The 22,681-nt window shown below is 44.0% G+C and carries 21 protein-coding genes, 2 pseudogenes, 1 riboswitch and 1 other annotated feature; of the genes and pseudogenes, 9 read left to right on the plus strand and 14 right to left on the minus strand.

Going from position 1 to position 22,681, the window contains the following annotated elements; all coding sequences use genetic code 11:
- Nucleotides 1-276: 276 nt before the first annotated feature.
- Nucleotides 277-1,925, minus strand: a pseudogene (locus LPKJCM_RS04890) (putative polysaccharide biosynthesis protein).
- Between the two features lie 204 nt (nucleotides 1,926-2,129).
- On the opposite strand from LPKJCM_RS04890, the gene LPKJCM_RS04895 reads away from it, so the two are divergent.
- Nucleotides 2,130-3,158, plus strand: a complete 1,029-nt coding sequence (locus LPKJCM_RS04895; RefSeq protein ID WP_057962609.1) for an acyltransferase family protein — start codon at nucleotides 2,130-2,132, stop codon at nucleotides 3,156-3,158.
- Nucleotides 3,155-4,108: an alpha/beta hydrolase gene (locus LPKJCM_RS04900; protein WP_057962610.1), complete on the plus strand. Its 954-nt coding sequence runs from the start codon at nucleotides 3,155-3,157 to the stop codon at nucleotides 4,106-4,108. The genes LPKJCM_RS04895 and LPKJCM_RS04900 overlap by 4 nt, the downstream gene beginning before the upstream one ends.
- A 209-nt stretch (nucleotides 4,109-4,317) precedes the next feature.
- Here the strand turns inward: LPKJCM_RS04900 and LPKJCM_RS04905 are convergent, their stop codons facing one another.
- Both LPKJCM_RS04905 and leuS read right to left on the minus strand, forming a co-directional pair.
- Entirely contained in the window at nucleotides 4,318-5,973 is a 1,656-nt protein-coding gene (locus LPKJCM_RS04905) for a DUF5776 domain-containing protein (RefSeq protein WP_057962611.1), read from the minus strand.
- 160 nt (nucleotides 5,974-6,133) lie between these two features.
- The gene (gene leuS, locus LPKJCM_RS04910; protein WP_057962612.1) at nucleotides 6,134-8,554 is read right to left on the minus strand and encodes a leucine--tRNA ligase; all 2,421 of its coding nucleotides are present in this window, start codon (nucleotides 8,552-8,554) and stop codon (nucleotides 6,134-6,136) included.
- Between the two features lie 69 nt (nucleotides 8,555-8,623).
- Nucleotides 8,624-8,825: a binding site (T-box leader), on the minus strand.
- A 90-nt stretch (nucleotides 8,826-8,915) separates the two neighbouring features.
- Here leuS and LPKJCM_RS04915 point away from each other — a divergent pair.
- Together LPKJCM_RS04915 and mnmM are read left to right on the plus strand one after the other, a co-directional pair.
- On the plus strand, nucleotides 8,916-9,557 hold the full coding sequence (locus LPKJCM_RS04915; protein ID WP_057962613.1) for a phosphatase PAP2 family protein: 642 nt from the start codon (nucleotides 8,916-8,918) through the stop codon (nucleotides 9,555-9,557).
- A complete protein-coding gene (gene mnmM / locus LPKJCM_RS04920) occupies nucleotides 9,554-10,126 on the plus strand; it encodes a tRNA 5-(aminomethyl)-2-thiouridylate-methyltransferase MnmM (RefSeq protein ID WP_057962614.1) in 573 nt (190 codons plus the stop codon). Before LPKJCM_RS04915 ends, mnmM begins: the two co-directional genes overlap by 4 nt.
- Here mnmM and LPKJCM_RS04925 read toward each other — a convergent pair.
- Both LPKJCM_RS04925 and metK read right to left on the minus strand, forming a co-directional pair.
- Nucleotides 10,123-11,602 (minus strand): annotated as a pseudogene (locus LPKJCM_RS04925) (MDR family MFS transporter). The gene mnmM and the pseudogene LPKJCM_RS04925 sit on opposite strands and share 4 nt — an antisense overlap.
- 236 nt (nucleotides 11,603-11,838) lie before the next feature.
- Nucleotides 11,839-13,029, minus strand: a complete 1,191-nt coding sequence (metK, locus tag LPKJCM_RS04930; RefSeq protein WP_057962615.1) for a methionine adenosyltransferase — start codon at nucleotides 13,027-13,029, stop codon at nucleotides 11,839-11,841.
- A riboswitch (SMK box riboswitch) is annotated at nucleotides 13,027-13,110 on the minus strand. It overlaps the preceding gene by 3 nt.
- A gap of 121 nt (nucleotides 13,111-13,231) precedes the next feature.
- On the opposite strand from metK, the gene LPKJCM_RS04935 reads away from it, so the two are divergent.
- On the plus strand, nucleotides 13,232-13,936 hold the full coding sequence (locus tag LPKJCM_RS04935) for a hypothetical protein (RefSeq protein WP_057962616.1): 705 nt from the start codon (nucleotides 13,232-13,234) through the stop codon (nucleotides 13,934-13,936).
- 127 nt (nucleotides 13,937-14,063) lie between these two features.
- Nucleotides 14,064-14,417 (plus strand): hypothetical protein, encoded by a 354-nt coding sequence (locus LPKJCM_RS04940; RefSeq protein WP_057962617.1) that lies wholly within the window; start codon nucleotides 14,064-14,066, stop codon nucleotides 14,415-14,417.
- A gap of 112 nt (nucleotides 14,418-14,529) precedes the next feature.
- Here the strand turns inward: LPKJCM_RS04940 and LPKJCM_RS04945 are convergent, their stop codons facing one another.
- Nucleotides 14,530-15,441: a magnesium transporter CorA family protein gene (locus tag LPKJCM_RS04945; protein WP_057962618.1), complete on the minus strand. Its 912-nt coding sequence runs from the start codon at nucleotides 15,439-15,441 to the stop codon at nucleotides 14,530-14,532.
- A gap of 74 nt (nucleotides 15,442-15,515) precedes the next feature.
- Nucleotides 15,516-16,877, minus strand: a complete 1,362-nt coding sequence (locus tag LPKJCM_RS04950; protein WP_057962619.1) for an amino acid permease — start codon at nucleotides 16,875-16,877, stop codon at nucleotides 15,516-15,518.
- 373 nt (nucleotides 16,878-17,250) lie between these two features.
- On the opposite strand from LPKJCM_RS04950, the gene LPKJCM_RS04955 reads away from it, so the two are divergent.
- The 3 genes from LPKJCM_RS04955 to LPKJCM_RS13170 all read left to right on the plus strand — a co-directional run bounded on the left by LPKJCM_RS04955 (nucleotide 17,251) and on the right by LPKJCM_RS13170 (nucleotide 18,506).
- Nucleotides 17,251-17,808: a cysteine hydrolase family protein gene (locus LPKJCM_RS04955; RefSeq protein WP_057962620.1), complete on the plus strand. Its 558-nt coding sequence runs from the start codon at nucleotides 17,251-17,253 to the stop codon at nucleotides 17,806-17,808.
- Between the two features lie 151 nt (nucleotides 17,809-17,959).
- Nucleotides 17,960-18,322 (plus strand): hypothetical protein, encoded by a 363-nt coding sequence (locus LPKJCM_RS04960; protein ID WP_013728081.1) that lies wholly within the window; start codon nucleotides 17,960-17,962, stop codon nucleotides 18,320-18,322.
- A gap of 16 nt (nucleotides 18,323-18,338) precedes the next feature.
- Nucleotides 18,339-18,506, plus strand: a complete 168-nt coding sequence (locus LPKJCM_RS13170; protein ID WP_165758570.1) for a hypothetical protein — start codon at nucleotides 18,339-18,341, stop codon at nucleotides 18,504-18,506.
- Between the two features lie 73 nt (nucleotides 18,507-18,579).
- Here the strand turns inward: LPKJCM_RS13170 and LPKJCM_RS04965 are convergent, their stop codons facing one another.
- From LPKJCM_RS04965 to LPKJCM_RS04995, 7 genes are all read right to left on the minus strand, one after another.
- On the minus strand, nucleotides 18,580-18,993 hold the full coding sequence (locus tag LPKJCM_RS04965; RefSeq protein WP_057962621.1) for an Asp23/Gls24 family envelope stress response protein: 414 nt from the start codon (nucleotides 18,991-18,993) through the stop codon (nucleotides 18,580-18,582).
- Nucleotides 18,994-19,011: 18 nt separating this feature from the next.
- Nucleotides 19,012-19,452 carry an Asp23/Gls24 family envelope stress response protein gene (locus tag LPKJCM_RS04970; RefSeq protein WP_087069562.1) on the minus strand — a complete coding sequence of 147 codons (441 nt, stop codon included), beginning with the start codon at nucleotides 19,450-19,452 and terminating at the stop codon, nucleotides 19,012-19,014.
- A gap of 19 nt (nucleotides 19,453-19,471) precedes the next feature.
- A complete protein-coding gene (locus LPKJCM_RS04975; RefSeq protein ID WP_057962622.1) occupies nucleotides 19,472-19,654 on the minus strand; it encodes a hypothetical protein in 183 nt (60 codons plus the stop codon).
- 13 nt (nucleotides 19,655-19,667) lie between these two features.
- Nucleotides 19,668-20,234: an alkaline shock response membrane anchor protein AmaP gene (amaP, locus tag LPKJCM_RS04980; protein WP_057962623.1), complete on the minus strand. Its 567-nt coding sequence runs from the start codon at nucleotides 20,232-20,234 to the stop codon at nucleotides 19,668-19,670.
- Nucleotides 20,235-20,265: 31 nt separating this feature from the next.
- Nucleotides 20,266-20,517 (minus strand): GlsB/YeaQ/YmgE family stress response membrane protein, encoded by a 252-nt coding sequence (locus LPKJCM_RS04985; protein ID WP_057962624.1) that lies wholly within the window; start codon nucleotides 20,515-20,517, stop codon nucleotides 20,266-20,268.
- A gap of 412 nt (nucleotides 20,518-20,929) precedes the next feature.
- Complete coding sequence (locus LPKJCM_RS04990) at nucleotides 20,930-21,979, minus strand: YdcF family protein (protein WP_087069563.1); 1,050 nt, start codon at nucleotides 21,977-21,979, stop codon at nucleotides 20,930-20,932.
- Nucleotides 21,980-22,081: 102 nt separating this feature from the next.
- Nucleotides 22,082-22,552, minus strand: a complete 471-nt coding sequence (locus tag LPKJCM_RS04995) for a MarR family winged helix-turn-helix transcriptional regulator (protein WP_174659009.1) — start codon at nucleotides 22,550-22,552, stop codon at nucleotides 22,082-22,084.
- Nucleotides 22,553-22,681: the final 129 nt, after the last annotated feature.

Genomic DNA, 22,681 nt, shown 5'->3' on the forward strand with positions numbered 1-22,681 from the left:
AAATGCGCTAATGGCACGGACAATATGCGTTTCTGAAATTGAAATTTCCAGTGGTAATGTTACATTGGTTTGATTATTGTTATAATGTTTGTACATAGAGATTCACTCCTATCCTTGGGTTTTTGTCGATTTAAGAATAGCAGAGTTGAATTCTCTGTGCTACATAAAATGCAAAAAAGCCTCGGAAAAATTTCCGAAGCTTTTTTGCGTTAACTAGGACTTTTATCCCAGCCTCTTTTCATATCATTGAAGTTAAAGATTGATTCAACCTGATCGTTAGGCAATTCTAAGTAATTGTCGCAGTTTGTCACTTCGTGGGCCTAAAATCATATCTGCAATTCGGCTCTTCAACGCCAAGTATAGATAAATCACTCCGCCAACTAAAACCGCCGCCAGGGTCACCATCAGGCTCACAACTCTTCCAAATGGATTGCCGACGAGTTGAACAATCTGATTTAACCCGACCACCGTCAACAGTGCAGCAAGATACATCAACAATGAATACTTAGAAATTTTCCGGAAAGCAATATCCAACATCCGTTTTTCAAAGCCAAAATGGCGATTCAAATATCTTAAAATTAGCCAGTTGGCAACCGTTAAGCCAATCCCGGTCGACAAAAGTGGCCCAAATGACCCAAGAAAATATGTGCAGGGCCATTGAAGAACAAACTTAACCACCGTTCCGACCGCAAAAAACTTCACCGCCCGTTTGTTTTGAGACAACCCCTGCATCACGGCTGAAATAACAACGAACAGCCCCATCGGAATGGCAATAATTGACGAGAAAGTCAGAATGTTAGCGCCCAACGCCTGATGACTGGTACCGTAAAAGACGCGATTCAGTGGTCCAGCAATCGCCGCCATCCCCAGAGCAGCGGGAATCATGACAAACATAAACAACGCCAAAACGTTGGAATTTTGTTTGCGGACCTCACTATTATCCCCGCCAGTTAGCGCTTCTGAAAGCATCGGCACGGCTGTAATCGCTAAAGCAGACGCAAGCGAGACGGTAATCATAATCAATTTATTTGAATTAACGGCAAACATTGCATACAGATCAGATAAGGTTGCATAGTTGTAGTTGGTTGCCATCCGCATAATTTTGAAGAAAGTAAACTGATCAATCAACATAAAAATTGTGATCCCAGCACCCAAAATAATAAAAGGGACTGCCTGGGCAATAATTTCTTGATATAATTGTTTTGCCTCAACGTGGATATCGTTACTGCTGGATGCCACCAGCTGCCGAAAGTCTTCTCGACGGCGGAAGTAATAAGCCCCGAGGGTCAACAAACCGGCCACCGCACCAATAAAAGCAGCAAAAGTGGACTGCGAAACGGCACTTATCCAACTGCCGTGCAGCACCCGCATCATGATGAAGGCGGACAAAAGCATGTAGGCAACCCGTGCCAGCTGCTCGACAAACTGGGAAATCGCTGACGGCGCCATCTGCTGATACCCTTGGAAATAACCACGGGTTAGGCTCATCGTTGGAATAATCAAAATCGCCCACGCCAGTGAATGCAAAACGGGAATGACGTTGGGGTCGCCGCCATCGATTAGGGGCGCCCCAAATATAGGATCACCGCACAAATCAATCCGGTAAATACCGCCAGTACCAGCCCCCGTTTATATAGCCTAACACCAACGCCATACTCATTTAATGCGTTATAATGCGCAACCTGTTTGGCGATCGCTGAAGGAATCCCCGCAATAGCAGCAATCAAGAAGAAACTGTAGATGTTATACCCGAGCCCATACAGCGCATTAGCCTGAAAGAAGTCATTCCCAAACCAGATGCCCCAAGGAATGATATAGACTGCCCCGAGAAATCGGCTAAGAATACTTCCGGCAGTCATCCATGCGGATCCCGACAACATTTGGTCACGAGACTTTTCAGTCGGGCTTTGACGATTATCAATCATGATTGTTCCTACTTTCGTATACTTTGAAGTTCGCTTCATTTTAATCAAGTTATGAATGAATAGCAATAACGGGGTGATATATTAAAAATTACTTAAGCATCAATTGTTTTAGGGAGATGTAATGAAAAAGTATTGTCATGAACACCCTAAATGCACTAAAATATTTTTATATGTGGTCTTAATAATTTTCGAGGTGAAACACTTGTGAGTAAAAAAAGAATCGAGTGGATTGACGTTGCCAAGGCGGTCGGAATTGTCGCCGTTGTTTTTGGACACGCCATGACACGACACGGCACCATGTTCCATTTTCTTTATTGGTGGCACATGCCGATCTTCTTCATCATGGGCGGCTTTTTCTTAAAGCCAATCGTTAATAACAACTGGATCGGTTTTTTCAAGAAGCGAATCTTACCATTGTTAATTTCATACTTAATCTGTGGTGGGTTCTTAATTTTACTGTCACACTTTATTCGTGGCGAAAGCTGGTCTTACACGATCTTCTACTTTGCCCGTTTACTTTATGGTGGACGCACACTGAATCATTATCTCAGTGTCTTTTGGTACATTAACGTCTACCTGTTAGCCCTGGTTTTCACATCGATTGTCATTACATACGTCAAAAACCGGGAGGCACAAATTATTGTTGCCTTTGCATCATTAATCATTGCCACCAGTTACAAGCACATTTACTTTCTAAGTTTTAAGTACGTTCCTTGGGATTTCGATGTTGCCTTCATTGCCATGTTCTTCATGTTATTTGGCTATCTGTACTTCCACAAGATTCAGCAATTCGTTAAGGACTTATGGGTGATTGTTCCCGCAGCGATGTTAACCGTTTGGTTGTTCTGGATGCAGCACATGGACCGATTCAACTTTGCGTTCTTCTTAAAATCCAAAATCATCCACGCATCCTACCACCACATTCCAATTTCTCGGGTCTCTTACATCACTTTTATTCCAATCATTGTTTGTTTAGTCGTCTTCAGTGCCAGCTACTACTTCTGTAAATTTATGCCCCAGTTCCTCATTAAGCCTGTCCAGTTACTGGGCCAACAGACGTTAGGAATTATGTATCTGCACAAAGCCGTCATTGACATTATCGATGAAGCCGGATATAACGGTGCGATTATGGAAACGATTTTGGCAGTTTTGATCTCATTTATTCTTTCTCTCGGCTACGGATATGCAAAACGAAAAATAAAGAATTCACGTATAAGGCGGTCAATTAGTTGATAAATTATCGGCGCTCAAGAAACTTGCGAATACTTTACTTTGTAATCGGTGGACTCATCATCTTGGGCTTCGGGTTTAACATTTGGCAGGATCAACATGCCCAGAACCAATTAAAGTCAAATTACGTTAATTCAAGCACGCCGACCATTTTTGTTCATGGCTGGGGAGCCACTCTGCGCTCTGAGAAAGACATGATTTCTGCCGCTGAAGTCAGTGGTGACGCCTCAAGACGGATGATTGTCCGCGTACGCGCAAATGGTCATTTATCAGTCACCGGAACTGTCAAATCATGGATGGTTAATCCCATCATCATGGTTCGAATGGACAACAATCGAGCCGGTGAAGTTCAATATGCCCGCTGGCTGACAAAAGTCTGCAAGCTGCTAAAACAAAAATATCACGTCGATCAATTGAATTTTGTGGGTCATTCAATGGGTGCCTACGCCGTCATCTATTACAATCTCTTGAACGGTAATCGATCCGATTTGCCACGAACAAATAAACTATGTGTCATTGCCGGTCCATACGACGGCATTATGGATAATCACAAGTCAAATCAACCAACTTCCGGCCCACTTATGCAGTTGTGGGATGATACACCAAATCAAAATCGAATTTTACCAACCGGCAAGCCCAAAATCATCCACCCTGAATATCGGCTGCTCTATCGGCTGAGAAAGAACTTTCCTCGTCAAGCCAGAGTCCTGAATATTTATGGTAACTTGGGGGATGGCTCAAATTCAGATGGGGTTGTGACCAATGCCTCTGCCCTTTCGTTAGGTTATATTTTGCGGGACCACCTCAGTTTTTATCAAACATTTCAAGCTTTTGGCCCAAAGGCACAGCACAGTGCCCTACACAATAACAACATTGCCGTTAACAAAATCCTGACTGAATTTCTGTGGAATAAGAATTACCAGGATAGTTCTGCGAGTGAATTGATGCAGTAATCACTCAAAAACGAGAGTGGAAATTAAAGCGGTTAGTTTCCAGAATATAAGCCAGCAATCCGAATATCCAGGGCTTGGATATTTGGATTGCTGGCTTATATGGCCGGAAACTGCTTTAATTCCCACGTTTCAGCAAAGTAACATTCGAAATGATGAAGTACGGGTGAGACACTTATTGCTTTTGTCTCACCCGTTTTTTGTGGAAACAATTACTGAATGGCGCTGACTAATTTACGATTTGCGGTCAAATATGAACCGTCTGCTAAGATAAAACGGGTTGTCAAATGATAATGAACGATCCCTTTGACACTGACAATTTGGCCAAATTTGTATGAGCGTACCTTGCCGATTAAATTTTTTGCTTGATAAGCATGAACACCAGTCGGATTGATGACCTTAACCTTGTGATGACGGCTACCATAGTACACTGGTCTCACATATGCCCAGTTCGCTGTGAGATAGCCCGGTGTGCCATGAAAACGACTGTGATGATTAACATCCCGCACCCGATAACGCAACCTGCCGGATTCTGAACGGGCATAACCGGTTACGACAAACATCGGCCGAGCATACCGCTTTTGGGCTGGATATCGAAAACGTTGGTTAGCAGGCTTAAAATTCGGAGAAGAATAAAGAGCCACTACTTTGATTGCATAGACAGCCATCGCTTTTGTCGCCACTTTCTTGTTGCCCGTTGTTGGCTGGTTGTCGTCAGCAACACTCAGCCTATTGTTCACGGGTGAGTAACTCCCTGTCACGACAGACTGAGGGCCAATAATTGATGGTGGGACAGGAGTGACGAATGCAGGCCGACCTGTGGGCAGTTGAGCTTGGCTTGTCAGGCCAGTCTGTGTTGTCCTCACGGGGTACGGTGCCGTTTCCTGAAGGGCTGGTAAATCAGGTTTAGTTGCTGCAGGGGTTAACGGAACAGATCCCACAGTTTTGGCAGCCGGCTCTTTGAGCTTGACCGCGGATTGATTGTCAGTTGCATGCGCTTTTGTATCGGCTTTGTGCACGCCTTTAGGTGCCTGATGAGTGCCGTTAGCTGGTATCGGCGGAATTACTTTCACATTGGATGGCTTGGAGTCGCCATTGTTTTGTGCCGCCTGGTTGTTAGCTTCCACAGATTTTGAATTAGACCCTGTTCGAGAACTTGAGGTGCTCACCTCATGAGCCTGATTTAATTGGGTTTCTTTGGCTTTCCCAGGCTGATTGCTTTGAGAAGCAGCCAACGGTTTGTACCAGAACTTTACCAGGTAAGTGAAATCCCTCAATTCTCCAAACAGAAAATTAACCGATTGATCGTTACTTTTGGTAAAATACGGGCTCTCAAACGATGCTTCGACCGCCTGATAGCCTTGAATTTCCTTTGGTCTGATCGTCACTCGATCACCGTAATGCACCGTCTTGGTATCAGTTTCCATTGTCCTGCTATCTCGCTGGTTCACGTAACTGATATTGATCGTTCCGGTGTACTGTCCAGTGCTTTCCTTGCGGTATTTGAGCAACAATGGGTGTTTTAGGTCTGCATCAGAAACTGGAACTGTATGGGAACTATTTGCGGTTGGCACAAAGTTTTGATAAACCGGCACTTGAAACGTCTCCCCTGAAGTCCCAATCATCTTAATCGGCCTGACTCCCGGAATCGCCTGCCAATCTCCTGTTGAGTCAGATTGATACGACGGTTGAACATAAAATGTCACTTGCTTCTTCCACTCAGCGGCATGGGCAGTCTCCAGTGATGAATCCGCGTAACCCAGCGGTGTCTGGAGCATAACCAACCCACTGGCAGCTGTCAGCACTAAGCTACCCCAAAATCTGATGCCCTTAACTGTTACCCATGCCCCTTTATCAACTTTATCCATTTTCTTTCTCCTTCAATATATTATTCCAAAACGACTTCACTCATCCCGTTCGTAATATATATACGGAGAAAATGGTGGAATATTTTCATTTTTTTAAGAATTTGAATCTTTAACCCAAAAAACAGCCGGGAAAAACTCCCCAGCTGTTTGCTTAATCGCACTAACCGACAACAATATTGACAATCTTGTTTGGAATGACAATCACCTTACGAACGGTCTTACCTTCCAAGTATCTTTCAACATTCTCATCGCTCTTAGCGGCTTGTTCAACTTTTTCTTGATCAAGATCACGGGCAACCTTAATGTGTGAGCGAACTTTACCATTAACTTGAACGACCATCTGGACCGTGCTTTCAACTAACTTGGAAGCATCAAACGTTGGCCATTTTTCGTAGGTAATCGTCCCATCATGCCCAAGCAAACTCCACAACTCTTCAGCGATATGTGGGGCAACCGGTGACAATAGTTTAACGAATCCTTCCATGTAATCAATTGGCAGTGAGTCAGCTTTATAAGCGTCGTTGACAAAGACCATCATTTGAGAAATTCCGACGTTAAATCGCATGTGTTCAAAGTCATCCGAAACGATTTTGACCGTCTGATTATAAATCTTGTCCAATTTACCGTCATTGATCGTGGTAACGCGATCACGGAGATGGTTATTATCATCGATCAGCAGTCGCCAAACACGGTCAAGCCAGTGGTAAGCGCCGTGAATCCCTTCTGTACTCCAAGGTTTGGCAGCATCGATTGGGCCCATGAACATTTCATATACTCGAAGCGTATCGGCACCATATTCATCAACAATATCATCCGGATTGATGACGTTTCCCTTTGACTTGGACATCTTTTCATGGTTGGTTCCAAGAATCATCCCCTGGTTAACCAGCTTCTGGAATGGCTCTTTGGTTGGCACAACCCCTAAATCGTAAAGGAACTTGTGCCAGAATCTTGCATATAGCAAATGCAAAACGGCATGCTCAGCACCGCCAACATACAAGTCGACTGGTGACCAATACTTTAATTTTTCTGGTGAGGCAATCGCCTGATCATTATGCGGATCCATGTAGCGCAGCCAGTACCATGAACTCCCAGCCCATTGTGGCATTGTGTTGGTTTCACGCTTGCCTTCGCGGCCGTTTTTATCAACCACGTTGACCCAGTCATCCAAATTAGCCAGCGGGCTTTCTTTGCCGCCAGACGTTTGGATATCTTTGGCCTTTGGCAGGCGAAGCGGCAGTTCATCTTCGGGAACCAGTGTCGTTTCACCGTCTTCCCAATGAATCACTGGAATTGGTTCGCCCCAGTAACGCTGACGACTGAAGATCCAGTCACGAAGCCGATAGTTGACCTTTTCATGACCGGCTTTATGATCGGTTAACCAATCAATTGCGGCTTTGATCGCGTCATCTTTACCCATACCGTCCATGAATCCGGAATTAAAGTGGGGGCCGTCTCCGGTATAGGCCTGTTCATCGGTGTTACCGCCCTCAATTACGGGAATAATTGGTAGATCAAATTTCTTGGCAAAATCATAGTCACGATCGTCATGTGCCGGAACCGCCATAATAGCACCCGTTCCATAAGATTCCAGCACATAATCGCCAATCCAGATCGGCACTTCTTTGCCAGTCATTGGGTTAATCCCATAAGCACCCGTGAAGACACCACTCTTATCTTTATTCAAATCAGTCCGTTCAAGATCCGATTTGCGGGAAACTTCTTCTTGGTATGCTTTGACTTCTTCTTCATGGTCCGGTGTGGTAATTTTTGAAACCAGCTCATGTTCTGGCGCCAACACCATGTAAGTTGCCCCAAACAGAGTATCAGGACGGGTTGTGAATACTTCAACCTGATCATCTGGGTGACCTTTGACGTCAAAGAAAACGCTGGCACCACGAGAGCGGCCAATCCAGTTACGCTGTTGCTCCTTGATACTCTCTGGCCAGTCCAAATCATCCAGATCATCAATTAAGCGATCAGCATAGGCCGTTATCTTGAGAACCCATTGACGCATTGGAACCCGATAAACCGGATAACCCCCCCGTTCAGTCTTACCGTCGACAACTTCCTCGTTGGCAACGACGGTTCCACCCATAAAATCTGGGGCCCAGTTGACTTCAATATTGTCTTCGTATGCTAAACCGCGTTTGTATAACTCCTCAAAGATCCATTGGGTCCACTTATAATAACTTGGGTCGGTGGTGTTAATTTCTCGATCCCAATCATATGAGAATCCGAGGGAACGGATTTGTCGTTTGAAAGTTTTGATGTTCTTAGCTGTAAAGTCCCGGGGGTTATGCCCGGTCTTCAATGCATACTGTTCTGCGGGTAATCCAAAAGCATCCCATCCCATTGGGTGAAGAACATTTTTCCCCTGCATCCGCTTCATTCTGGCCATAATATCGGTAGCTGTGTAACCTTCGGGATGCCCAACGTGCAGGCCCTGCCCTGATGGATAAGGGAACATATCCAAGACATAGTATTTATCTTTATCGGCAACTTCTTCGGTCTTAAATGTCTTGTGTTCTTTCCAGTAATGCTGCCATTTGCGCTCAATTACCTCATGATTGTATGCCATTTTGCAACTTCCACCTTTCATATTTCTCAATCAATGAAAAAAGTCCCATAAGAAACCAGACTGGGCTTCTTATAGGACGATTTATCGCGGTACCACCTATATTCTCAATTACTTGAGCTCTCGAATCAATAACGGCGACAAACCGGCTTGATTTACTTCGTTCAACCAAGCATTCGACGATGAGTTCACCACAACCTGTTCTGAGTTCACAGCAGCCACTCAGTTTCTGGAAAACAGGCAATTAGTTACTAATTCGTCTCTGCATTTTCACAAATTGAAATTATTGCTTATTATCATACCAAAACAGGTCTTAAAAAACAACTGCCGAGCGTGCTATAATTCTATTATTGGAGTTGAAAACATGAAAAAACAATCACAAAAAATTTCAACCACCGTTAGTTTGGTCTCACTGCTAATCTTCTTGATTCTGACTTACGGCGTTGTCTTACATAAAGAATGGATTCATACATTTGACACCTACTTCGGCCATCTGGTCAGAAGCTTTCAAACACCGCAACTCACCAGCTTCATGATTCATTTTACCAAATCGGGTAACTATCAATCGCTATTGGGATTTACGATCGGTGCTGGATTGATTTTATTTTTGGTTCGAAAAATCAAAGCTGCCTTGTTTTTGCTCATCAATGGAGTCGTCTTGGCCGCGCCAATTGATGGGGTGGTCAAACACTTTGTTAACCGCCCCCGACCGTCTTTGACCCATCTGGTAGCCGTTAACAGCAGCAGTTTTCCCAGCGGTCACTCCATGAGTATCATGGTGATTGCCGGCAGCCTCATTTTGCTTGCCAACCGTTTCCTAAAGGCCAGTACCCAACGGCTGATCGTTGACTTGATTTTGATCCTCATGATCGTTGGTATTGGCATCAGCCGGATTTACGTCGGCGTTCATTACGCCAGTGACGTCCTTGGCGGCTGGAGTCTTGGGCTGCTAACCCTAACGCTGTCACAATGGCTGTTTAATCAATTTGCAGGAGGAATTTCATGAAAATTAAATCAGCGCTGGAATTTAGTCATGAATTGTTATCTGAAACCGTCAATTCTGGTGATACGGTCGTTGACTGTACCATGGGTAACGGTCACGATACGCTTTTTGCCGCCAATTTAGTTGGCCCACAAGGCACCGTTTATGGATTTGATATTCAAGCCCAGGCGGTTGAGAATACGCAAGCTCTCCTGAAAGCCAATCAAATTCCCACCAAAAACGTTTATCTTTACAATATCAGCCATGCCAAAGTGGATGAAATTTTACCGTATGAAACTATGATTTCCGACGCGATTTTTAATCTCGGTTACCTACCTGGTGGCGATAAAACCATTGTGACCTACCCCGAAACAACTATTGCAGGCATTAAAGGCTGTCTTAATCATCTATGCCATAACGGGCTGGTCATCGTGGTTGCCTACTACGGTCATCCAGGTGGCGAACGTGAAAAAAACACCGTCCTCGAATTTGGCAGTCAATTAGACCAAAAACGATACAGTGTTTTAAAGTACAGCTTCTTAAATCAGCAGCATTTCCCGCCAATTTTAATGGCCATTCAGCGGATCGATTAATTGATCCGCTGTTTTTTATTCTTGCGGTCAAACAAATTGCAGATATAAGCAATCACAATCAGAATCAGGCCGACAACAAAGACATTATGCAGGGAATGATACAAAATATTTCTTAGTTGTGGCAGAATTTGGTCGCTTAATTGGTTGGCAGTCAGCGGATTAATTAATTTATCCATCATTTTTAACGATGTATGTTCGGTTTGCCGCACCCCACGGAGCATGGTTGTATTCATGACGATTCCAAAGATCGAAATCATCAGTGTTTGCCCCAACGTTCGACATAGAGTGTTAAAAGAAGTCGCGACACCGATCTGGTTGGGCTTAACCTCATTTTGTACGCTAATAATCGACGTTGTCACAGTTAAACCAAAGCCGGTCCCACAGATCATTGAAATCCCCAGGAAGGCCACAAACGGCGTATATGCTGGAATAAGAACCATGATAATGGCCCCGACCAGGATAAAGAAGAGACTGAGATTGATAATCCGGTAAGGTGACGTCCTCGCCAGCAATTTACCTGCCAAAAACGAGCCGACGATCCACATAAGTGAACTTGGGGTGACCGCAAAGCCAGCCATCGACGCCCGCAGCCCCAAAATCCCCTGTGTCCAGTCCGGCAGATAAACTTCGTAGCCGATCAAAAAGCCACTCACCAAAAAGACGACGATATTTTGGACGACAAAGGTCCGGTTATCAAATAATTCCATTGGGATCAAGGGATCGTCCGCCGTTCTTTCGGTTCGAATAAACATGACCGTCGCAATGACTGTGATCAAGAAACAAACCGCCACAATCTGCCAGTTGATCGGGTCCTGGCCGACCAACTGGAAGGCATACATCACTGCCAGCAGCATAATCGTCAGCCAAGTGGTCCCGGCAATATCCATTTTGCTGGTGCTGTGGTGTTTGTCTTCGTGCAGAAAAATCTGAACCATGAACATCACAATCAAACCGATTGGTAGATTAATGAAGAAAATCCAGTGCCAGCTCAAATGATCAACAATGAATCCCCCCAAAAGTGGTGCAATCACAGAGGCAATCCCCCAAGCAGAAGAGTTCAGTCCCAACACCTGAGCGCGTTTTTTCCAAAGGATAAAGATCTGCGATAATCGTATTGGAAATCGGCATAATTGAACCGGCACCAACACCTTGAACGGCCCGCCAGAAAATTAAAACCATCATCGAATGGGACAACCCGGACATCACTGACCCAAAGACAAAGATCAAAATCCCCCCAATGAACATCGGCTTTCGTCCCATGCTGTCAGCCAACTTACCGTAAATGGGCGTGGCAATGGCATTGGTTAACAGAAAAATGGAAAAGACCCAATTCATTAGGGAAACTCCCCTAAGATCGCCAACAATCGTTGGCATGGCAGTCGAAACAATCGTTCCTTCAATTGCAGCCATAAATGTGGCCACAAATAGCGCAATTGTTACCAGAGTTACGTTACTTTTGGTTGCTGTTTTCGTCATGAAATGACCTCTTTTCTTTAAAATTCAACAAAAAATAAGGGTGAGACAAAAGCATTTAGCGTCTCACCCGTACTTCATCATTTCGAATATGAACTTGCAGAAATGTGGGAATTAAAGCAGTTTCCGGCCATATGAGCAAGAAGTCCAAACATCCAAACCCAGGATATTCGGACTTCTTGCTTATATTCTGGAAACTAACCGCTTTAAGTCCCACTCTCGTTTTGCTCATCAGCTGTTTATAACTTGAAATAGTCTTTTAACGCATCAACCTTATCGGTATGTTCCCACGGAAGATCAACATCAGTTCTTCCAAAATGGCCATACGCTGCGGTCTGTTCATAGATTGGTCTCTTTAAGTCCAGCATCTTGATAATCCCTGCAGGACGAAGATCAAACAATGCTCGGGTGGCATCAATTAATTGATCCTCGGGTACTTTACCGGTTCCAAACGTATTAATATCGATTGAAACGGGCTTGGCAACCCCGATAGCATATGCCAATTGGATTTCGGCTTCGCTCGCTAAACCAGCAGCCACGATATTCTTCGCAATGTATCTGGCGGCATAACTCGCTGAACGGTCAACCTTGGTCGCATCTTTTCCTGAAAACGCACCGCCACCATGATGGGCATAGCCACCATAGGTATCAACGATAATCTTTCGGCCAGTCAAACCAGCATCCCCTTGAGGACCACCGATGACAAATCGGCCGGTAGGGTTAACTAAATAGCGGGTCTTGTCATCCAGATACTTGGCAGAAATAACCTGTTTGATGATTTGGTTGATGACGTCGGTGCGAACTTGATCCAAACGGACACCATCATCATGCTGAGTACTTAAGACCACCGTGTCAACTCTGACCGGTTTGGCATTATCATCATACTCAACAGTGACTTCAGCCTTGGCATCTGGGCCAAGATAACCAATTTCACCGCTTTTTCGCAAGTCTGCCTGCTTTCGCATCAACTTGTGAGCTAAGGAAATTGGTAATGGCATCAATTCAGGCGTCTCATTAATGGCATAGCCAAACATGAGGCCTTGATCCCCAGCACCAATTTGATCCAAGGGATCGTTATTGCCTTCACGTTGCTCTAAGGCATCATCAACACCCAAGGCAATGTCGGGTGACTGACCATCAAGGGCAACAATGACACCACACGAATCACCATCAAAGCCGTAACGACCATCGGCATAGCCAATTCGCTTAATCGTATTTCGAACCACTTTTTGAATATCAACATAAGCAGTTGTGGAAATTTCACCAAAGACAAACACCAATCCGGTTGTGACTGACGTTTCGCACGCCACCCGAGCATCCGGGTCTTTTGCTAACAAGGCATCCAAAATTGCATCACTAATCTGATCGGCAATCTTATCTGGATGGCCTTCTGAAACTGATTCCGAAGTAAATAAATGTTTTTCGCGCATTCTATTTTCCCCCTATTATTTTTTAAGGTTACAAGGCTTCTTCACGCATCACGTGAATCCTATCGGGAACTCATAACCCTACAATCTTATCATATATGTGTTGGTTTTCAAGACTTATTTTCAGCTGTCCATTGACCATCCTGCTCAAAACCAGTAGGATTATTTCTGTAATAAGCTATCAAAATGAGAGGATGTTGACGAGTTGTTAAAATTTGACCGCTCTTTTTTAATTCAATCAGGATTGCGTGTCATTAGCATGGTCTTTATCTGGATGCTGTTTGCCAACATTTCACTAAAACTATTTTTCGTTAATCCGCGCCTCATACATCTCTTAGTAATTGGCTTGGTATTCGCCGTTTTGTTAACCGCGGTTAGCTGGCCGAGAAAAAATGCGCTGGTGATCATCTTAACCGATACTTTGCTTGCCATCCTCTTGGCATCGCTATACCTCGACACGCCTAGCATCAACGTTTGGCTGATTCTAATCGGCTTTTTACTCGCCAACCTGCTGTTGATCTCAAATTTAATCGATGAACCTCACTGCCGTTGGATTATTTATGGCTTCATTTCCGGAACCGGCATCGTTTTGTTATTCACAACAACCTACCATCACTACTTTTCCTTGGTTTCGTTGATGTATATGACGTTGATGATTTTTGCCAATATTTTCTTTTTCTACTATGCGTTCATGAAACAGAACAATCAGCTTTCAATGATCGTGGTGTCGGTGCTGATTTTAATGTTGTGTTTCACCCTGGCCATCTCGTTTTTTAAAATGATTCTAATCGCAGGCATTCTTGCGTTCTACGCTTATTTTGAATCGCGGGTTAACTTCCGAAATTTCGAAAAACGGGCAAATGTTTCCACCGTTTCCTTCCTGTTGTTTTCAATGCTGGTTTGTTTTTAAGGTTCATTTATTATAATTTTGTTAATATAGTTAATTTTAAGAAAAGAATCACCAACTTTGTCTCGCTCCTTCATTCAATCGTGTAGTATGACGTTGATTGATAAATTCGACAAGGACGGTGACAAGCGTGAACATTAAAGTAGTTGGTGACATCCGAGTAGGCAAAATTCAGCCCTCATTAACTGGGAATCCCATTGTTGACGATGTCCTCATTCAACATTTTTCTGATCGACTCAAAGAAAAATTAAATTCACTGCAATTATCCGTTGATATTATTCCTGATCATTTCTTCGATGCCACCAAACCATGTGCCGACATCATTCTGATGGACCGACGAATCATCGACGATCTTCCCGACGAACTGCTGATGAACTTTAAAATAATCGATATTGACCATAATGATATTTTACGAGGCAACATTACTGGTGCGGTCAACGCACTCAAACGATTTGATTCAGGCAAACACGTATTTGCGATATAAGGATGAGATTTATTCCCTAAAATTTCACCATTAATATAAAAAACTCGTCATTTCAAATGGCGAGTTTTTTGTATACTGATAAACAAAAGATGACACAACTTCAATGGCGCCGTTATTTCTTAAATCGACGATCCTTCTTAATATACACAATCATCAATAGGACCATCACGGCGGTTAAAATCACCGTATAAAACCAAGCCTCACCACGGCCGGCTAACGGCAGCTTGACGTTCATCCCATAAAATCCGGAAACAATTGGTGGAATGGCTAAAATCAGCGACCAAATTGTCAGAAACTGCATGGTTTGATTCAGCTTATTATTCAAAATATTGCCAAATGCCGACTCAGTTTCCCGGACAACATCGCCGACCACATCAAACATGGTTTGGCACTGTTTGTACTCAATTAACAGATCATCAATTGACGCATTGGTTTTGCGGGACAATTCCGGTGACATCTTCAGGTTGTCTTTGATAGTTGCCTGCAACTCCTGCAAAGCAATCAAGTTTCTAGCCGTGGCTGATCGCAGATAGACCAAGCTCGTCTTTAAGGCAGCCAATTCATCCAGGCTGCGGTTGCTAACGGATCGATTATGCATCCCTTCCAATTTTTCAGCTTTCTGACTAATTTCGTCTAATTTATCAAAAAAGGGTGAAATCAATGCAAATAAAATGGCTAAAATATGTTCGGGAACACTGTCATATGCCAGTTGTGAATGTTGCGAGACCAGTTTGGCCTGCTCGGTCGCATGACACACGGTAATCAACAACGAATGACTGAAGCCCAGAAAAATCGGTGACGTCAGCATTCGGCTCTGTTTGGGATCCGCAATCGCCCTGACCACCAGCGCACTGAACCCAGATAAATCATCAAAAGTGGCTCGAGGCTGCTCATGACGATCCAGCATGTACCCTTTAAACTTAGCGGGTGCCCGATAGTCAGTCGTCATGTCATTTAATTCGTCTTCAGTTGGCGAAATGGCCTCAACCCAAGTGTAGGACTCAAATTTATGAATTTTAATCATTAAATTGCCTCTTCAATCGTTCTCATGTGAATAACTAAAGTTTAATTTTTTCCGGAGACAATTTCAATCCCCAACTATTTGTCGGCATGGCGTCGCTGAGTCACTTGATAAATGACCAGCATTGACCCGATTGAAATCAACGAAATGACCATTGCCACCCGCGTTGAACTGTTCACCAGCAGAAAGCCCAAAATGAAGACGAAAAAAGTCAGGGTTAAATAGTCACTCAGCGGATAACCAGGCATTTTGAAAACCTCACTGCCTTTTGGATGAGCGCGCCGATATTTAATGTGGACAACAATCAAAACCACCCAAACGACCACAAAGTTGATTGTCGAGACACTTGAAACCAAGTTAAAAACGCCCGCCGGAATAAAGTAGTTCAACACAACAATGATCAAGAGAAAAGCCGTCGAGAAGTTTAAGGCAATGTTAGGAACACCGTTACGACCCAATTTGGTCAAAAACGACGACGCATTCCCGCCCATACTTAAAGCGTACATGGTCCGACTCGTGCTGAACAGGCAACTATTTGTGGCCGATACGGCAGCCGTCAAAACAACAAAGTTCAATATTCCAGCTGCCCCAACAATCCCGACCCCGGAGAACACCTGAACAAACGGACTGGCAGTGGTTGTAATCTTGTTCCAAGGATAGACACTCATCACCGCAATCATGGAGCCAATATAGAACAGACCGATTCGGATCGGTAAGCTATTGATGGCTTTTGGCAGATTGGCTTTCGGGTCATCGGTTTCACCCGCCGTCAGCCCCACCATTTCAATGCCGACAAAGGCGAACACCACCATTTGAAATGACATTAAAAATCCGTGGGCACCGGTGGGAAAAAAGCCGCCATGGCTCACCAACTGGTTGAATGAAGCCATTGAGCCGTCAACTTTGGCATGAAAGATTGCCAAGCCAAAGCCAACCACTACCAGCAAAAGAATTGCCACCACCTTGATCATTGAAAACCATGATTCCATCTCGCCAAATAAGCCAACATTGACCAGGTTGGCACCGAACAGGCAGAGCAGAATAATCAGTGGTGGAATCCATTGTGGAACTCCCGGGAACCAATACTTGATATAGATACCAGTGGCGGTCAAATCGGCCATTGCCAGGCTAATCCAGCAGAACCAGTAGGTCCAGCCAGTGACAAACTCCCAGCGATCGCCCAAATACAGTTTCACAAAATCAAGAAATGAATGTTTGCTGGTATCTGACAGCAACAATTCACCAATTCCCCGCATTAACAGAAAACAAAAGATCCCGACAATTAAGTAGGATAGGATAATGGACGGTCCGGAAGTGTGAATCGCCGATCCAGAGCCTAAGAACAAGCCGGTTCCAATTGCCCCGCCAATCGCAATCATCTGAATGTGTCGGCTTTTTAACGAACGAGATAGTGAATTTGTCTGATCCTTAGTTTCCATAGTGTCCTCCTTAAAAATGTCCATTAAAAACGCCCCCAGTACCTATTACAGTACCAGGGGCGTTCTTAAACGCGGTTCCACCCAAGTTCCACAACACAATATGTATTGCCTCTAATTGCAGATAAGGCTACCGCCACTAAGTATTGCCATTTTGGTTGCCGACTTTCAGCAGACGTCAGCTCTCTGTGAATATTTACCAGTATACGGTTCATATCTTAAATGTCAACCCCAATTCGTTGACAGGTGTTCACAGGCGACGAACACCGACGAAATTATTCCGGCAAATTAGTTGATTTTTTAATCAAGATCGAGTACCTTTGAACTAATAAAAGTTAATCAGACTTTTAATCAATTTGCTTGGAGGGATACATTCATGGAATCTCATACCGCTTTACTGATTATTGATTACACCAATGACTTTGTTGCCGATAAGGGCGCTCTCAGCTGCGGTGGCCCTGGGCAGAAACTAGAACCGCACATTTTAAAATTAGCTGACCAATTCGTTGCCAACGGTGACTGGGTGATTCTACCGACCGATGTGCATACGCCAAACGATCCATACCATCCTGAAACCAAATTATTTCCACCCCACAACGTCCGAGGAACATGGGGCCGTGAGTTTTACGGAGGATTGTCGCCATGGTTCAAACAACATCAGGCGGATGATAAAGTTTATATGTACGACAAAACCCGATACAGCGCTTTTGCCGGCACCGACCTCGATATTCGTTTGCGGGAACGTCACGTTGATACCGTTCATTTGGTTGGTGTCTGTACCGATATCTGTGTCTTACACACTGCCGTTGACGCCTACAACCTCTGCTACAACACCGTTGTTCACAAGAGCGGTGTAGCGGGGTTGACTCAGGCTGGCAATGATTGGGCACTGGATCACTTTGAACACGTCTTGGGAGCTACGGTCGAAGAATAGTCGGGAGTTGCTTTTGCAAAATCGCTCAATTTAGTGTTTAATGTTCTTCAGTAGACAAAATATATTTTCGAATGAAGATGGGATCAAACGATCGTTTTGTAACCATCTTCTTGGTGTGTGTGAATTTATTTTGGACTAGGGAGGAACGACAATGGCTAATAAAGTGTCCAGATACAATAATGACCAGTGGGAAACTGCGAAAGAATCTGTTTTACAAGAGTATGAAGATTATAAACAAACCCTGCGCGATCAAGGGGTCGACTATACAATCAAGAATGCTCGAAAATTATTGATCTACCAGGACCTGGTTGCCGAGTGGCAGCACAAATTGGGAACCGTTATCACCGACCTCGAAGATAATCTATTTGCATTAACGATTTTTGATGATCTGAAAAAGCGAAAACAAAGTTCCCTCCTGGCACGCGGATATGAACACATTTCAAGCTGGCCAGACTTTAATCCTACTGCGCTAGCCCTTTGGCTGGAGCTTGAGGAAGACGAGGCCATGGCTTAGTGAGTGAGGTGGCAAAATGGCTCATCTTGACAGTTCGATGGTAATCACAATCACAATTGGATTGGTTTTGATGATTGCAGTCAACAACCGGCCGTTCGCAATCACGTTGGCAGCACTAGCAGTTGGGTTAACCATCATGCTGACCATTAAGAAAATTCTCAAGCAAAACCAATCACATTCTTAAAATGCTGACCATTAAGGGGCTGCGACGTAATTTGTCGCAGCCCCTTTGCTGTCTTGTTCATTGGTGCTTGGATTCATTTATTTTTCTTCTCACCCTTGTCTTTTTTCTGGTTTTTCTTCAAAAATTCGTCTCGGGTCTGTAGATCCTTCACATGAATTTTAATTTCAGTTGGCTTTAAATCAGTCATTTCGGTAATCGTCTGTGTTAATTTAGTGGTAATTTTATTAAAGACTGTTGGAATGCACTTTCCATATTCCAAGACGGCATCCATCGCTAATTTAACTTCTTTATCATCGTTATCCAGATCTACTTTCACCCCAGTTGAGGGATCGGTCTCATCACTGAAGCGGTCGGTAACCGAATCAATCAGGTTTCCTTCTAAAGACAGCACCCCATCCACATCGCGAACGGTATTACCCGCGATCTTAGTTAACACGCTGTCATCATAAGTTAAGACGGTTGCTACACTGCTGTTTTCTTGTGTCATGGTTTTTCCCTCCATTGGCTATTCAACTCTGTCATCTTTGACAGTGTTTGCGATATCGTCTTTCTTTCGGGTACTTTGCTGCTCCCATTCTTTTTTAGTCAGTACATCATTAATATTCAAATTAATTTCGACAACGTCCAAACCGGTATAATTTTTGATGGCTTTTTGCGTCCGGCTGCAAATTTCATCAAAAATTTGCCGAGCGTCCGCACCATATTCAATCGTCGCTTCCATATCCAAGGCAACCTGTTTTTCACCAACTTCGGCGTCAATGCCCTTCGTCGGATCAGTGGTCTTGGAAAATCGGTCGGCCAATTCGCTCATCATGCCACCATCCAGTGACAAAACACCATCCACATTTCTGGAGACCAGTCCGGCAATTTTTTCAATTACTGAGTTTTCAAACGTCAACTTTTTGCTTAAATCGGTTTTCTGAATCGTTGCATCCATCACAGTCATCTCACTTTCCTTGCGTTATTTAATCATCACTGATTAGTTGGCTGATCAAACGTTTGAGTCCGCCGAATTTCCAGATAACGGTCCCAATTAAGGCGCCGATTAGTGTCACCGCCAATACCGTCAGCATGCCGCTGAGGCCACCAAAGACCCACACCACGCCGCAGACCATCCCGAAGACGGCCCCATACATAATTGCATTCATGGACATCCTCCTCCTAAACTACTCGTGGGCGACTGGCTTTTTCCCGTTTGGTCGAGGCTTCAAATGGGATTACCTTGACCCGGACTTTTTTGACTTCAACGTTCATCAACTGCTGGATTTCTTCAGCAATATTGTTCTGAATCGCCTCGCCCAGCTTAACGAGATCCTGGTTTAATTTATCGACCGCTTTCACACTAACTCGGACAACCCGATTTCGAGTCCTCAGTCGCAGTTTTACGACCACATTATTGACGTTATTTTGTGTCATAACGCGATTCTGCAAAATTTTTTCGACTGCCGCTTTAGAAATACTCAGTCTGCCCTGTGGAGATACAAACTGCAATTGGTCAGCCTTTCGTGGTGCAAACAATGCGATCAGCAACATTATCAGACTAACCAAGGCGACGACCACGGATACAATCACGGCACTGACCATTATCCAAGGCGTGTCTGTTTGAATCGTCTGAACCACGACGGGTGATAAATGGTCGATTGGAACAACCAGCCCAACCAGCCAAATAGATTGGCCAATCCCAATCAAGCTGACAATCCAGATAATCAATTTCGAAAATTTATTCAATTTGCAACCTCCTTTCTCAAAAGAGGTAACCTTAGCGTGCCATTCCCCGCGTGATCATCGAAACGACCAGAACTAAAATGACGGCGCCGACAATTGCCGGCAGAATTGCCATCCCAGCTAATTGAGGCCCCCAGGAGCCAAAAATTGCTTCTCCCAGCCAAGCGCCAATCAAGCCGCCAACGATGTTTCCGATCCAGCCCATGGGCATGTCACGACTGGCAATCGCCCCTGCAAGTGCGCCAATAATGCCGCCAATGATAAGAGTCCAGAGTAAACTAAACATGATCATCATCCTTTCTACAAATGTATTATGGAATTTATAGCTTCCTTGCTATAGTTATATTTTATAATAAATAATTTCTTATTGTGTGAATAAGGTGTGAAGAAAAGATGAAAAGAGTGTGAGGCAAACCGGGTAGCTTTTGAGCATTAGTGTAATAACTGAAGTTAACGCTGGGCTTGCGTTGACTTCAGTTATTGGACTAAGCGGAGAAAGCTGGTTTGGCGAACACGTTTAGAGTGTGAGCCCGAGCGATTAGCAGCCGGAGCATAAGCTGACTTCCGGTGAAATCGCATTTGATTTCACCGGAAGTTGGCTGATGTGCAGGCTGCTGCTCGGGGGAGCACGGTTATATCAGCCAATCTCAATTAACAAAAAAGGAGTCAACCAAATGGTCACCTCCTCAATCTAACTATTAGGCAACCCCCAATCCAGCCAATACGCCCACAATTATCGAAGCAATCAGCATCAAGATAAGCATCACCAAATGGAATTTCTTATGCATCACAACGAGGGCAAGATATTCACGAATGACTGCATTTGGCAGGTAATAAAAGGGTGTTTTTGACCCAATCCCAAAAGCATGCATCCCGACTTGACGAGATAGAATACCGGCTCTCAGAGTATGATAATTGCTGGTGACAAAGACAATTCTGGGATTAGTCGAACCCGCGTTTCTGTCAATCAGGGCTTTTGAAAATTTCATATTCTCAAAGGTGTTCACAGATTGATCTTCAATCAGCGTATCTGCCCCTCTAGCGCCGTGTTCCAGGGCATAATCGCGCATGGCGATGCTCTCGGCGAGCAGTTCATCGCCACCCTGACCGCCTGAGAAAACAAGTTTGGCGTGCTTGTTGGATCGATGGATCTGTTGATTATAAAATGCAATTGCTCTATTAATTCGGCCGCCAAGCAGCCGACCAACCTTATGGCCGTCGACCAACCCCGCACCCAGAATGATGATGTAATCCTTGTTATTGCGGGGAAAGTATAGCTGGTACAGTAGCATCGACGACAGGGTATTCCAAACAGTCAGCAAAATATAGGCGATAAGCATCGTCAAAAAAGTCATCACAAACGCTTGAATGGGTGTTGGTAAATCAATCGGGTTAAAGAAAATCAAAACATCGATGAGAACAACCCCAACCCCGACTATCAAGGTTAAAGACCCACTCAGACTATAACCTTCTTTTCGCCAAACAACGACCGCGTTGATAAACCAGAAGATAAAACTCAAGAGTAGCCCTAAGATAACACCCAGGCCGACAATTGCGACCGCCACTGCGATCACCAGCGCATTATATTTTTCTCCAAACATCTCAAATAATTGAATCAAGAACGCCAGTAATGCCAGCAAATCCAAATTAGCCAGCCAACCAATCACCGATGAATTTCGATTCTTGGTCAAATATGTCCCTAAAACAACCGCCAAAGCAGCAAAAATAATGCCGGTTAAAGACACCATCCACACGATCAATTCCCTCTTTCAGACTTAAATAAATCTACAAAATAAAGGCCGGCAGCAAAACCTTGGTTTTGTCCCGGTCCGAGTGGCTCCCCATATTACTTATTTGTTAGTATAGTCTTTACTATTCATTTCTTCTTCAGCAAATTCCTTGATGAACTTCAAAATGGCTTTGACCTTGTCGTCCCCGTAACGGCTGATCCAGCTGTCGAAACGCTTGGTGATTAAATCGTTAACGTGCTTTTCAGTTTGCTCACCGGTTGGGGTTAAATGTAAATAAAGACGCCGGCGATCACTCTCGGTAGGCTTTTGAAAAATATAATCGTGCTGTAATAAAACTTTGATTTGGCGAGAAATTGCACTTCGCGTCACCCGACGCTCACTTGCGATGTCCATTAATGAAACGTTTTGCTTTTCTGCAATTGTGTGCAGAATTAAATATTGCTCAAACGACAATCCATACTTAGTTGCGGGTTCAGAAACGAAGTTATCTAAGTATTTAAGTGACGACAAATAAACGTCGATCGCTTCTTTTAATAGATCCTGATTTGTTTTACTCATATCTATCACCATTCCCCTTTAATTATTAAACCTTATATCACCTTAATTATATATTTTAGCAACCAGTGTCGCAACTAAATGGATTCACTTTATCGTTTCACCGCATTATGCTTTATAATTACAATATAACAAAAAAGGATT

The sequence above is a fragment of the Lentilactobacillus parakefiri genome, assembly GCF_002157585.1.
In the GTDB taxonomy this organism is placed as follows: domain Bacteria; phylum Bacillota; class Bacilli; order Lactobacillales; family Lactobacillaceae; genus Lentilactobacillus; species Lentilactobacillus parakefiri.